Below are 13692 nucleotides of genomic sequence, written 5' to 3'. Positions count from 1 at the left end.
ATGGTCAGTAACACCAAGGAAGTGGCTCTGGAACAGGCGATCCAGCGGCATCTGGCTGGGACGACAACCGAGGACCTGGCCAGCCAACCTGCGCCGGCCGAACAGGGCTCCTTCCGGTTCGGCCAACCTTCTGATTTCGACGCTCAGTATGCGATCGACACAAAACTCTTCTGGGAGTTTCTGGAGGCCACACAAGGCAACGAGCTGGCAAAACTGAAAGACCGCAGCCCCGTCGATTGGCAACGCAAGATACTCGAACGCTTTGACCGGCTGGTAAAGAAGAATGGGCTTCTGCATCTGTTGAAGAAGGGGCTTTCCGTCGATGACGCAGCCTTCACGCTCATGTACGCCGCCCCACTCGCCAGCTCGGCGGCCAAAGTCCATGAAAACTTCGCCGCCAATATCTTCAGTGTTACCCGACAGGTCCGCTATGCGGAAACTAATCCAGGCGAAGAGATCGACATGGTCCTTTTCGTCAACGGACTGCCGCTCATCACCGTCGAGCTGAAGAACGCGTGGACCGGTCAGACCGCCCGCTATCATGGGCAGAAGCAGTATCGTGACAGCCGTGATGCCACCCAGCCCCTACTTCAGTTTGGCCGCGCATTGGTGCATATGGCCGTGGACACCGACGAGGTGTTCATGACGACGAAGCTTGCCGGGCCGGCCACCTTCTTCCTACCCTTCAACAAGGGTCATAACGAAGGCGAGGGTAATCCACCCAACTCCAGCGGCCACAAGACCGCCTATCTGTGGGAAGAAGTGTTCACTAAGGAAAGCTTGGCCGGCATCATCCAGCACTTCGTGCTGCTGGAAGGAAAGTCGACGGACCCTTTGACCAAAAAGTCGATGATCTTCCCACGTTACCATCAGTTGGACGTCGTTCGCCGGCTGTTGTCACACGCTGCCACGAATGGCATCGGACAAAGCTATCTGATCCAGCATTCGGCGGGTTCCGGAAAGTCGAATTCGATCACCTGGGCGGCGTATCAGCTAATTGATACCTATCCGGCATCTGCCAGCGTGGCGGGCGGAAAAGGACTGGACCAACCGCTGTTCGACAGCGTCATCGTTGTCACTGATCGACGTCTTCTGGACAAGCAGCTGCGTGACAATATTAACGACTTCTCCGAGGTCAAGAACATCGTCGCACCGGCCATGCGTTCCGCCGACCTGAAATCGGCGCTGGAGAACGGCAAGAAGATCATCATCACGACGATCCAGAAATTCCCCTTTATCATCCAGGGGATCGCCGACCTCAGCGACAAGCGCTTCGCGGTGATCATTGATGAAGCGCATAGCGGGCAAAGTGGCAGCGCGCATGACAACATGAACCGTGCAATGGGCGCGGGCGAAGCAGACCCGGACGAATATGACCCGCAAGATCGTATCCTAGCAGCGATGCAGTCACGCAAAATGCGCGGCAATGCCTCATATTTTGCGTTCACGGCGACACCAAAGAACACAACGCTCGAAAAGTTTGGGGAACGTCAGCCTGACGGGAGCTTCGAGCCGTTCCACCTCTACAGCATGAAGCAGGCGATCGAGGAAGGCTTCATTCTGAACGTCCTGGCAAACTATACGACCTACAAGAGCTATTACGAAATTCAGAAGTCGATAGCGGACAATCCACTGTTCGACACCAAGAAGGCTCAGAAAAAACTCCGGGCTTATGTGGAGCGCAGCCAACAGACCATCAACACAAAGGCTGAGATCATGCTCGACCATTTCATCGAGCAGGTTGTGACGCCCAAGAAGCTTCACGGGAAGGCCAAGGGCATGGTGGTCACCCAGAACATCGAGTCGGCGATCCGCTACTATAAGGCTTTGACGAAGCTACTGGCGGAACGGGGTTATCCATTCAAGGCCTTGATTGCGTTTTCCGGCGAGAAGGAGGTCGACGGTGTGACCTACACCGAGGCCGATATGAATGGCTTCTCCGAGTCGGATACGAGGGACAAATTCGATGAGGACGGATATCGGTTGCTGGTGGTCGCAAACAAGTACCTGACCGGTTTCGACCAACCAAAGCTGACCACCATGTATGTCGACAAGAAGCTGCAACATGTTCTGGCCGTGCAGGCACTGTCGCGTCTGAACCGCTCTGCACCGAAACTCGGCAAGCGCACTGAAGACTTGTTCATCCTCGACTTCTTCAACGACGTCGCTGATATCAAGTCCGCCTTCGATCCATTCTACACGGTGACCACCCTGTCGTCGGCGACTGATGTAAATGTGCTTCATGAGATCAAGGATGCGCTCGACACAGTGGGCGTCTATGAGTGGCAAGAGGTAGACGATTTTGTCGCCCGCTACTTTGCCGGTGACGATGCCCAGTTGCTTAGCCCGATCATCGATGCGGCCGCTGATAGGTTCAATCACCAACTGGATTTGGCCGACAATGACAAGATCGACTTCAAGATCAAGGCGCGCCAGTTTGTGAAGATTTACGGCCAGATGGCGTCAATCATGCCGTTCGAGGTCGTTGAGTGGGAAAAGCTCTTCTGGTTCCTGAAGTTCCTGATTCCGAAACTGCTTATTACGGACCCAGACCAGGACATGCTCGACGAGCTTCTGGAGGCCGTCGACCTGTCGTCTTACGGGCTTGAGAGAACCCGATTGAACCAAGACATCGAGCTTGACGCAACGCCGACGGAGCTTGACCCGCAAAACCCCAATCCCCGCGGTTACCGGGATGGCGAACAGGAGCGAGACCCGCTCGACGATATCATTCACACCTTCAATGAGCGATGGTTCCAGGGATGGGGCGCGACACCGGAAGAACAGCGAGTGAAGTTCATCAATGTCGTGAACGGCATCAGAGCGCACCCCGATTTCACCGAAAAATACGAGGAGAACACCGACCCATACAATCGCGGACTCGCGCTCGAGAAGATGATGCAAGATGTGATGTTGAAACGCCGTAAGGAGGAACTCGAGCTATACAAGCTTTTCGCGTCTGATCCCGCCTTCAAAGCCGCCTGGAGCCAAAGCATCGAAACGGTCCTTAGAACAGGCATGTGACGGTTGATCGAATTAAAGCCTGAAACGCTAACGCTATTGGAGCCGGCGAGGAATGTCAGTTACGACAACCGTGTTATTTCAACGGCCGCAGCAGGAGATTGCGACGCTTATCCGCGATCGACTTACCTGATCCGTCGCCACGCATATTGTGACGGGTTTTGCTACGCCAGGCGGATTGGCTGAGATCGGTGCTCCGATACAAGCGAATCCTGGCAGCCTTGAAACCTTCGTGATCGGCGCGTCCACATATCCTGGATTTCAAGCGCTCGACAATCTTTTGGCCGCGGGGGTGCCAATGGATCGGTTGCACGTCCATCTAGGCTTTAGTGCGCCTTCTGGCACGCCCAAGAATCCGGTGGTGCGCTATCATCCGATGTTGCACAGCAAGGTCTATTATATGGAGTTGCCCGGCTCACACGCATGCGCATTCATCGGGTCGCACAACGTGACGGCGTTTGCCTTGGGCGGCAGCAATGGAGAGGCTGCAGTCCTTATCGAAGGTGATGTGCACGCGCCCGAATTCGCTGCTGTCCGAGGCCATGTTGATGAAGCCGAGAGACAGGCAACGCCCTATTCACCCACCATGAAGGAAGGATTTTCGTGGTGGTTCAAGGAATATGTGGAGGGCCTCAAGGCCGAGATACGCATGCCGACCGATTGGGTGACCGTTCGCACAATTCTCGCGTTCTCACATATTCAGGGTGGGCGCTGGCCAAAGACCGGCGAAACGATTTACTTCGAAATCCCTGCCGGGATCGAGGAAATTGAATCACTCAAGACTGAAGTTCATTTGTTCCTTTACGACACCATGCCTGCCGATCCGATGAGCGCAATCAATGCCATCGGCAGCGCAAGCAGACGCTACACATGTCAGACCATTGGAGTTGAAAACGGGCAAGGCAATCGAGAGGTATCGGTGGACTGGGTCATTGATGGTGGTTGGGCTCTCACTCCGGTGCCTTCCGCAACATTCCGCCCATCTACACCTGCTGGCATGCAGCAGGTGCGAGCCAAGGTGGTCGATACGTCGCTGCCATCCTACGAGTATGCGTTTGAGCGAGAGCGGACAGGCTGGGACCCGGTATTTTCTGAGATAGACGTGATTGACGCGTTGGAGCCACCGCTATTGGAGGAGGTTGCTCGTCGTGAGGCGCGCGGTGGTCGTCAGATTGACGCGTGGAGGCTTGTCACGTCGCTTGAACCCCGGTCTGGTTCGCAATTGGAAACCGATCAGAAGGCCCTCAACCGCGCTGCACCTGAGTCCGGAGCATTCATTCTGGTCTCCTTGCGCAGACGCCGCTTCGGTGACAAGCAAGGGGGCTAGTTTGGGCCCTTTGATTGCTCCCGATAGAAACTGTTGCGAAATTTACTGAGCGCGCCGAAGGACGGCCCTGCCAAGCCGCGGCATCCAAGTCAGTACGTTGAGATTCCCTTCAGGGTTTTGAAAGGAGTAGCGTCAGTGAGTCGATTTCAGCGGTCTGGTCATTTTCGGACAAATCCCAACGGTACCACCTTTTGGGTCGGCGAACATAGTGTAAGCCGGGATAGCTGGGAGGACTCTGGAAGCTCACGTCCCACGAGAATTTATGTTCGGTTCCCGCGGACACAGTCCCTTTTTATTTTTGGATGCCCGAAGCATGACGCTCACAGTGGACATCGAGTATTTTATCGCATGGAGAAAGAGGCAGGGGCTCACGCAGGAGCAGCTTGCCGAAAAAATATGATGGCATGCGTGGAAAAGGGCATCGAGCCAGTCGGTAAGAGCGCAATGATCCAGGTGGACGACTGAGTATCACGCCAAGCCTTTCAATTTGGCCTCCACCTCGGCCAGCGCCCTTTCGGCCGCAACCAACTCATCGCCAGCAAGACTTGGTATCCGAGCGATCAGCTGCTGCCGTTTTCTTTCAAGCTTCGGGCGAACCACGGTTTGCTCATAGCGATCTATCTTGGTGAGATCATCCCATATCGGATGAAAGATCATTGTCGTCCTCCTCCTCTGGGCTCCTTTGGGAACCCTTGAGATATTGCTTGAAATGCTCGACCACGGGAACAAAAACTTTCAGATGAAACTTAGTCGCAACCGGGCCAGCTCTGATTTTCCAATCACGAGCACCCACAGGCGGATCAGCGTCCCAAAGTCCGACGGACACCATTTGAACGATTTTCGCTCTCACAGCGCCCTGCTGCGACTTGGGATCATACAGGTATAAGTCCATGAGGTCCCCGAGCTTGGGACTAGGTGCCGACGCCTTGTTCTGAAGATACGCCCTCATTAGCCGCTCGTGCATGAACCACTCGGCCAGATTCGTAGAAGTGTCGTTATAGGTATTCGCGAACTTCGGTAGCGCATCGGTCTCGTTCAAGATGCCGATCATACGGCAAACGCCTTCGGCGAAAGTTTTAAGCCGGAGGCCAGAAAGCCGAAGGTCCAGACGGACTTCATCTTCGGTTTCCTCGAGTTCTGGCAACGGAACGCCTTCCAGCTGGACCCACGGCTCCGCTTCTCCAATGCCGCCCTGGGGCGTGGGAGTGTGGTCGTATTGAAGCAGGAAGGATTCCGTTCGTCTGGCGCTGTCCTGCACCAGCCTCTGGATTTCCTCCAGACCGAACCACTCCTTGAACTTGATCACGAGATCGGCGGCTTCGTCAGCTTTCACCGTGGAGAGGCGTATCGGCATGGTCGGACGTGAAGCTGACATTGAACCCCCTCTGAAATCCCCGGAGTCGATAGTAGACAAATTACCTACGATTTAAAATCCATGATAAAAAATCTTCGAAAAGATAAATTAAATCAATACTTTACGGCGTATTAGCGGTATCGTATGTTGTCTCCATCGAAACGACGACGGGGTGTCGTCGGAGCAAAACCAAGGAGACTAACAATGGTAATCAAGGCTGTCATTGGATCGATCGCGGTCATCGCCACGCTGATCGGGCTTCTCTCGGCGGTACCCGCCGACATGTCCCAGCTTCGCTACATCGACCGCTGCGTTACGCAGATGATGATGCCCATGCCCATGGGCTGCGGCCCCTACAATATCGACCTCACGAAGGCCGACGAACAGAAGTCCTACGAGGAAGCGCTCCTCCTGCTCTTCTGGAGCAGCAGGGCGGGTGGGCAGTGGACTTCCCTCGAAACTCCGATCGACGACATCGATCGGAGGCTCGCAGCCCTCCCTGCCGATGAGATCGGCGGTAAGCTCGAAATGGTTTCCGCCACTTCGAATAACGCCAAGGGCGAGGAGGTGGAAGTCGCTGGCTTGCTGAAGTGGATAATCGGGATCGGTCTTCTCTAAGGTCCCGGAACCGAAAGAAAGGGGGAGGTTCCGGCCCCCCCTTTCTGCGTTTTTCGGAATGTCCACCTGCCGAAAACGGTGAAGCCCTTAGGGTTACCTAGAGGCTCCGTGGCTCCATATTGTACGAATTAGCGGTCCTACTCGTCGATGTCGAGCGGCTCGCGCTTGCGATTCAGCCCGCCCTGTTTTTCCCAAAGGCTCTTACGGTTGCGAGCCGCAGTCTGGGTGATCGAAAGTGCCTTGGACGCACGGTTGTACCCGGCTCCGTCATCGAACAGGCGGTAGAGGATTTCTGCGCCACGCGCGGTCAGGTTCACCCCATCCTTGTTGCGTGGGTCCTGAGCCTGTTCCAGGGTCGGAATTTTAACGCCCACGACAAGGCTTGGGTGCGCGCCCGCGATCTTAGCAATCAATGCATCGGTCGTGCGGTTGATGTAGTCAATCAGTTCGGTGCGGTGGCTCTCAAGAGCAGCAACGGCAGCGGAAGCGTTGAAGGCAGTAGTCATTAGAGAAGCTCCTTCTCTGAGTTTATTCACCGTCCACGGCGTGGACGATGGCACCACGGTTTCCGTAGTACATGCACTCCCTACACTAATGCACTGCCGTGCGTCAACTAAGGTATGAGTCTGCTAGTCCTCGGGATCAACGATCTCGTCGCCCGGATCGGGATTGACATCGGGAACCCGGCGTTCGCGATCAGCTCGGCCTTCGGGCGACGAAATCAGGATGTCGGCACAGCCTTTGGAAAAACGTCGGCGTTCCGGCGTTTCCGCCTCCTGCACGAACCCCTCGCGTCTGTAGAATCGGTCTGCGAGATTTGTGGTAAGGAGGACACTGAGCTTCGTAGGCAGTCCACGCTGTGCTGCCTGGTCAGACTTGGCTTTCAAAACTTGGGCTCCAATTCCCCTCCCTTGGAAGGAGAGGCTGATGTAGAGCTTTTCGATAAAGAGATGGTCATCGTGCCAGATGGAGGCAACACATCCGACGGCATTGCCGTCCTGCTCAATCACCTCGTGATCGGCCACGTCACCCTCCGATATTAGCCGGTCGTCAACGCTGCGACGAGGGTTGGATGAAGCGACAATGACACGTCTCCGTCGCCCCTTAGCAGCGTTGCCAGGTACTGCCGTTTGTAGCCGACGTCAAAGATGTAACGGGCCCCGTCTCCTTCGACGACGCCCAGGCTGCCGTTCCAGAGCATGACGTCGATGAGCTTACCGACGCTCTCTGGGTCCTTCAGTTCTTTTGATGCAATGTACCGAAGCTTTGAAGCCGTGAGGTTTTCGCGCTGCTGAACGATCTCAAACAGAAGGTCGGAGCCTTTCGGCACCAAGTCGGCTATTTCCCGATCCAAGTATTGTTCGCAGAAGTTGTGCGCACCTCGATGCGACCCAAATCTCAATCTGTCGAGAGCGAAACGGTTTATCGAGTCGCCGTCCGGCCCGCATCAATATCGCCTCTTCAAAAGGGATTTTATCCATCGACCTACAACACACGATTGAAGGAATTCATCGAATCGCTCTACTCGTCGCGGGCGACCGAGTCACGAGTTACTTGCTAGGAGAATAGTGTGACTAAGAAAATCACCGGAGCCGAGTATTCGCTGGCAAAAATCTTCAGTTCCGAGTTCGAGTTCTTCATCCCGTCCTATCAAAGACCCTATGCTTGGTCGGTGGATCAAGCATCGGAACTCCTGGATGACCTCGTAGCCTTCCATGAAGAGGAAGACGAGGAGGGCTATTTCCTCGGCAGCATCGTGCTCATCAAGTCAGAGGGAGAGGCTCGAGCCGAGGTGATCGACGGTCAACAGCGCCTGACCACCCTGACAATTTTGCTTGGTGCCATCGCCGATGCCCATGATGGCGAACTCCGGGACGAGATCGAATCCTACATCGTCGAACCCGGGAAAAAGATCGAGAAAATACCGTCGAAGCCGCGACTTGCCCTGAGAGAGCGCGATAGGTCGTTCTTCGAAAAGTATGTGCAGAAGTTTGCGATAGATGCCCTCATCGAATTGGACCCGGTAGCGCTCGACAACGAGGCGCAGCGCAACATCCGCGAAAATGCCGAATGTTTCCGGTCGGAGCTCGAAAAGCGGTTCTCTACCCCCGACGCATTGCAGGATTTCGTAAGCTTTATGGTGACGCGCTGCTATCTCGTAGCCGTATCAACGCCGACGCAGGAATCCGCATTCCGGGTGTTCTCGGTGATGAACAGCCGAGGCTTGGATTTGCAGCCCACCGATATCATCAAGGCCGATATCATTGGTCAGATGAAGGACGAAAAAACGCGAACGAAGTATAACCAAAAATGGGAGGACATGGAGGTCGAGCTATCAAGAAGCGGCTTCAACGATCTCTTTAGCTTCGTTCGAATGATATACGCGAAGGAGAAGGCAAAACGCTCGGTTCTGGAGGAATTCAGACAGCATGTGCTTCCCAAAAATCCAGACCCCGGCGCATTCATCGATGACGTGCTCGAGCCGTTTGCGGACGCACTTGCCGATATCCGCAACGCTTCCGTTGCCGCCACTTCTCACGCCGAAATCATAAATTCGTACATTCGCTGGCTGCAGCGCATCGATAATTCGGATTGGATACCACCAGCGATGCTGTTCCTGAAGAACAACAGGAACAAGCCGGCGCGCGTAGCTCGATTCTTCCAACTCCTCGAGCGTGTCGCGGCGTACATGCATGTAGATCGCTATAACGTCAACGATCGAACAACCCTGTACGCATCCCTCATCGAAGACGTCGAGAAGGGAATGGAACCCGATCAATGCGATGCGCTCCAGTTCGATCGGAAATGGTCGAAGAAGTTCAGGGAGGCGCTCAACGGCGACATCTACAAGCTCAAGCCGCGTCGCAGGAATTACCTGATCCTACGCCTGGATTCCTTCATTTCGGACGGTGCGGCGACGTACGATCCAAAAGTTTTGACGATCGAGCATGTCCTACCGCAGAACGTGGAAGACGATAGTGAATGGACTGCGTGGTGGCCCGACGAGGACGAGAGGGAGAAATGGGTGCATCGCATCGCCAACCTCGTGCCTCTTAACAAAAAGAAGAACTCGGCCGCGCAGAACTACGAATTCGGCAAGAAGTGCCACGTGTATTTTACGGGGCCGAAGAACGTTTCCTCCTACGCGTTAACGAGCCAGGTTATTGCGCAAGCGACTTGGACACCAAAGTCGCTGAAGCAGCGCCAGGAAAGCTTGCTCAAGATTTTTGCTGAGAATTGGGAACTCGATCTGCTTTGACGGCAAGCGGTGAAGCGCGACGGCGATGCCTGTTTTTACACCCCAAACCAGGCGCAACAGGGCAAGCGTGTTCTAGGGCCCTAAGGGAGTAGCTATGTTGCGTGCTGTGAAGAGCAAAGTTTCACTTTAATGAAATTTCGCGCTTAGCGCCGGTACTCCGGCTGAAATGCGAGCTCAGCGACGACTTTTGTCGCGCCACCACGGCCACTGTATCGGCCGATGTATTCACCTTTGTCGTCCGGAGACGGCCTGTCTACGCGGAAAAGCTCCCATTTTTTATCGGCTGTCGGCGACAGCCGATACGTTCGTCCGTTCGTTCGACAATAAACGTGAGGCGCTCCTCGCAACTGGGTCCATTTACAATCCGCGCCAGCCATCAATCTTGCTTCGGCGGCATCCTGCTCTTCAAGGCGGGCCTGCTTGTAACGCTGCTCGCGCTCAACGCGTAGACGCTCCTCCTCCTCCAAAACGAAATCGGCGATACGGCCGATAATTGCCGGCAGCTCTGTTCCAAGCTCCGTTTCTTCATTGAAGATCGCCAGGCAGCCCTCACGTAGGTCATCGTTTGGGTACGAATTATAAGGTTCTTCTTCGATGGCCTTCATCCGTTGCGCAACGTCCGTGGAAGTGAGCTTCGGACCGGAAAGGAGATTCAGATAGTCCCTGAGGCTGTCAGTTGGAATCCAGCATCCGGCGGCCGACTTTATGAGGACCTCGCGTTCTCCCTCCCACTTCTGCCAAATTCCGTTGCCGCGATCGATTTTCTTCAGAATTCGACGCGAGATCGAAAGTATTGCAGCCGGGTCCCGAATGTGCCGCAGCGATGGGCTTGAAACGTGCTCCTTCACCAAATCTCGTACATGCCATATCCGGTCGTCTTCAAGCATTGGTTTTTTTCTCACTTGGCGAATGGGAACGGGAACGACGCTAACGCATGAGTATGTCGGTTTGGCATGGGCTCACGGCGACACCTTTGGCGAGGCCTGCCATCGCGGTCAATCAAAGCCGAAAACTAGCTCCCCAGCTCTCCAGCGGCCAATGATCATCTGTCCCGGGCCCAATTCGGAAATGAAAATCCTTTAGCAATTTCTCTCTGAATAGCCAGCAGGTCTCGGTGAACTGCTGCCGCGTGACTTCGAAGCTGACATGCACAGACGGAATTTCATCGGATTTAAACATAAGGCCCGCTTCGACTCTTTCGGGTGTTAACGGCGTTCGGACCCAGAAGGAGACCGCTGCTGGCCATTGGAACTTGCTGATCGGCGAAATGACCACCGCTCCGAGGATCAAGTAGGTAAACTCTACGACCATGATGGGCGGACCCGGCTGTATATGCTGACCGATGTTGCCTGAGGGGGGACCAGCGAACTCCCCATGCCAGTCACCGACCTCGATCTCCGGCAGGGCGAATGCGCGGCGCGGCTTCTGCTTCCCTCGTGGCATGATACCTCCTCGCGCGAGCGCGCCAGTCGACCCGACCCAAACCCAGCATCAGTCGTGTATTCCATGAGCTTGGTGAAGAAAAATGATCGACGAGCAGGAAGATGTCGAGTGGGTCCGTATACGAAGATTGCGCCCGGGCTCGAATTTCGCGTCATCCAGTTCACTGCCGTCCGGCGCTCTATTCAGTACGTGAGTCCGGTGAAGTATCGACAGGGCACTGAACATAAGTCCTCAAGGCGGTTGCGACGGCAAGCCCTGCTACCCGCGAGGTCCAAAGAACCAAGGGAAAAGGTGAGACGTAGCAGCACGGCGACGCAACTAGGGCAGGTTATGGCTGGTGCACTGACAATGGTTTGACGCGAGAGGGACGCGGTCTCAGTAAACGATCGCCACTTTAACGCAGGCGACTGACAAGCAAACGTCGTGAAAGAGGGTTTGCGCACACGACGCCGCAAAAGTTTATAATCTCCACTTTTCAATTTATATTTGTATGTTAGCCTTTTGCTCGGGGAAGTTATTTGCAGGTGTCAAGATTGGATCGGCGTTCGTCGCTGAGGCCGTTGACCTGTAGCTGCGAGGGGCAATGAAGTTTGGAAAATATCTATTCGTGTATCTTTCTGTTCTCTCGTTGAGCGGATGTGGAACCTTCGTCCCTGATCTGAGAGACTGGCCGAACAATGCGACCGATGCTCAAAGCCAAGCGATGGTTCAGGGCATTGTGCGCGCGATTCGGTGCGAACTGCGTAACGCGGTGACCTCGACTGTCGACGCCGATATCAGGTCGGCGATTGAGAACAAGACGGCTCCGTCCTCAGAATTCCTCAACAATTGGGGTGCAGAGGTCGCGCTAACTTTAACGGTGTCTGAAAAGACGAACGTTGCACCAGATGTCAGTTGGACGCCTCCCACGAGCTCGGCCAATATTTTCACCGTGGCAGGTGGAATCGGTGGGTTTGCGGAAGCTACCCGCATCGAAAAGATGAACTTTTTCTACACGATCCGTGACTTGTACTTACGATCGGCCGAACGATGCGAGTTCAAGCGAGACCCCTCGTTAGGCTCCCTTCTCATCGTGAGCGATCTGAAAATTGGCAGTGTGTTGAACTCGCGCATAAACACCACAGCATTGGGACAGGCCCCAGTGCCGTCAGAAGGCAAGCAGAACGTGCTTTCACACCAGGTCACGTTTGAGGTTGTTTCAGCTGCAAATCTCAATCTCGCCTGGACGCTCGAGCGTGCCAGCATCAATCCCGCAGGGAACCTGTTTTCGACCAATCGACACCGAACTCATGATTTGCTCGTGACCTTTGGCCCACTGGACGGTGCCCAAAACGGACAATCACTTATTGCCATAGCTGAACAATCTCACGCCACGTCTCAAATTGCGAGCGGCGTGGCAAACGGCTTCCGGACAGCGCTATCTCGATAGGAGGAATCTGTGACAACGAAACCGCGAAAATCTAAGGGAGTGAAAACCAGACAAAAGCGTAGCGAGAACCAAGATAGTAAAGCGTCAAAAGCCGAAGCTGGGCTGTCCGGGGCTACCGAACTATACACCAAGCTCTCAATCGCAGCTGAAGCTTTGGTCAATAGCAACGCTGTTATTCTGGAGACTGAAGATAGCGACGATACGATGGCAGGCCGTGTTGCGCGATGTGGCAAGCCTGCGGTTCAAATTCGGGTAATGCCGGATGGTTCACGACTAGAGTGCTACCTCCAGTCTGACTGTACCTACGCAGGATGCGTGCCAGTTCATTGAAGCATGATGGAAGCAATCGCGGCCGTCCTGCATACAGGTCCGCTGATTTCGAGGTAAGCGTTGGCGGCCCAACCCAGAGTGCAAGACCCTATAATAGCGACTGAGGACTGAAAAGCGTCCGATTTCCGTAAGGGTATCCCGTGCAGCAATTTTGCCCACGCGACCGGACTATACGGCTGGGGTAGGTTGCAGCGCCCCGAAGTGGAATGTCTGTCGCTCAAATTCGGAGAAAGATAGAGAAACACCATCGCTGCGAATTGAATTGAGAAGCTTCTCATCGAAACATGTCTCAACGTTTGCCAGCTCCTGATCCTCTTCCGCCAGCGAGAACCTCGAGTTCTTCCACCACAGATCGGGGTAGTAATGCTTAGCGATAAGCATGGCAAAAGATCGAGGCGACAGCTTGCGGGATGAGGCCCACCGATCTTCGCCGGACATACCAATGTGAAAATGCGCGCCAGGATGTCGCACACGTCTGTATTGGCTCTCGCTATACTCGAACCTCACGCGCGGAATGTAGTTTCCAACCTGAAGGCTTGACACTAAGGAAGAAAACTCTTCGTCGTCGATCTCGTCTCTCTCGACTGCATCCTTCAGCTCATTGAACTCAGCAAAGGCATCTGGAGAGCCACTTACCCGCGGATTCGGGTAGTACGCCAGCGCCCACTCGCCCTCGGATGAGTGCGAGAACTGAAAGTACGCAAGGTCTTTCAATATGAAATTGTAATGCGAAAGGGAGAGTCCGGTCTCGTAAACGAAATTATAGTCTTGCGACGTGAGGCTAATCTTATTGAAGTCCTCGGATCGCGGCAATGCCACCAAATAGACTGTACTTTCGAGAAAATCCTCGCTCTCAAAGAAGGTGTGGATCGCGCGGATGCTCGCATTAAAGTCATCCCGCGTCATTATTC

Annotated in this window: 13 protein-coding genes; 5 read left to right on the top strand and 8 right to left on the bottom strand. The window is 54.6% G+C overall.

Going from position 1 to position 13692, the window contains the following annotated elements:
• Both AM571_RS12180 and AM571_RS12175 read left to right on the top strand, forming a co-directional pair.
• On the top strand, positions 1–3024 hold the full coding sequence (locus tag AM571_RS12180) for a type I restriction endonuclease subunit R (RefSeq protein WP_074061623.1): 3024 nt from the start codon (positions 1–3) through the stop codon (positions 3022–3024).
• Positions 3025–3199: 175 nt separating this feature from the next.
• Entirely contained in the window at positions 3200–4348 is a 1149-nt protein-coding gene (locus AM571_RS12175; RefSeq protein WP_074061622.1) for a hypothetical protein, read from the top strand.
• A gap of 468 nt (positions 4349–4816) precedes the next feature.
• On the opposite strand, the gene AM571_RS12170 is transcribed toward AM571_RS12175, so the two are convergent.
• Positions 4817–5005, bottom strand: a complete 189-nt coding sequence (locus AM571_RS12170; RefSeq protein WP_074061621.1) for a hypothetical protein — start codon at positions 5003–5005, stop codon at positions 4817–4819.
• Positions 4980–5723 carry a hypothetical protein gene (locus tag AM571_RS12165; protein WP_155774441.1) on the bottom strand — a complete coding sequence of 248 codons (744 nt, stop codon included), beginning with the start codon at positions 5721–5723 and terminating at the stop codon, positions 4980–4982. The genes AM571_RS12170 and AM571_RS12165 overlap by 26 nt, the downstream gene beginning before the upstream one ends.
• A 183-nt stretch (positions 5724–5906) precedes the next feature.
• Here AM571_RS12165 and AM571_RS12160 point away from each other — a divergent pair, with 183 nt between their 5' ends.
• Positions 5907–6320, top strand: a complete 414-nt coding sequence (locus AM571_RS12160; RefSeq protein ID WP_074061619.1) for a hypothetical protein — start codon at positions 5907–5909, stop codon at positions 6318–6320.
• A gap of 137 nt (positions 6321–6457) precedes the next feature.
• On the opposite strand, the gene AM571_RS12155 is transcribed toward AM571_RS12160, so the two are convergent.
• From AM571_RS12155 to AM571_RS12145, 3 genes are all read right to left on the bottom strand, one after another.
• The gene (locus tag AM571_RS12155) at positions 6458–6826 is read right to left on the bottom strand and encodes a hypothetical protein (protein WP_074061618.1); all 369 of its coding nucleotides are present in this window, start codon (positions 6824–6826) and stop codon (positions 6458–6460) included.
• A 123-nt stretch (positions 6827–6949) separates the two neighbouring features.
• Entirely contained in the window at positions 6950–7345 is a 396-nt protein-coding gene (locus AM571_RS12150) for a GNAT family N-acetyltransferase (RefSeq protein ID WP_074061617.1), read from the bottom strand.
• Positions 7346–7359: 14 nt separating this feature from the next.
• On the bottom strand, positions 7360–7653 hold the full coding sequence (locus tag AM571_RS12145; protein WP_074061616.1) for a hypothetical protein: 294 nt from the start codon (positions 7651–7653) through the stop codon (positions 7360–7362).
• 237 nt (positions 7654–7890) lie between these two features.
• Here AM571_RS12145 and AM571_RS12140 point away from each other — a divergent pair, with 237 nt between their 5' ends.
• Entirely contained in the window at positions 7891–9579 is a 1689-nt protein-coding gene (locus tag AM571_RS12140; RefSeq protein ID WP_074061615.1) for a DUF262 domain-containing protein, read from the top strand.
• A 143-nt stretch (positions 9580–9722) separates the two neighbouring features.
• On the opposite strand, the gene AM571_RS12135 is transcribed toward AM571_RS12140, so the two are convergent.
• Complete coding sequence (locus AM571_RS12135; RefSeq protein WP_074061614.1) at positions 9723–10466, bottom strand: hypothetical protein; 744 nt, start codon at positions 10464–10466, stop codon at positions 9723–9725.
• A 112-nt stretch (positions 10467–10578) separates the two neighbouring features.
• Entirely contained in the window at positions 10579–11022 is a 444-nt protein-coding gene (locus AM571_RS12130) for a hypothetical protein (RefSeq protein ID WP_074061613.1), read from the bottom strand.
• Positions 11023–11605: 583 nt separating this feature from the next.
• On the opposite strand from AM571_RS12130, the gene AM571_RS12125 reads away from it, so the two are divergent.
• Positions 11606–12451, top strand: coding sequence for a hypothetical protein (locus tag AM571_RS12125; protein WP_074061612.1), 846 nt, complete (start codon positions 11606–11608; stop codon positions 12449–12451).
• Positions 12452–12949: 498 nt separating this feature from the next.
• On the opposite strand, the gene AM571_RS12120 is transcribed toward AM571_RS12125, so the two are convergent.
• On the bottom strand, positions 12950–13687 hold the full coding sequence (locus AM571_RS12120) for a DUF2290 domain-containing protein (protein WP_074061611.1): 738 nt from the start codon (positions 13685–13687) through the stop codon (positions 12950–12952).
• Positions 13688–13692: the final 5 nt, after the last annotated feature.

This window comes from Rhizobium etli 8C-3, assembly GCF_001908375.1.
GTDB lineage: Bacteria > Pseudomonadota > Alphaproteobacteria > Rhizobiales > Rhizobiaceae > Rhizobium > Rhizobium etli_B.
This window is presented reverse-complemented; position numbering and strand designations above follow the sequence as displayed.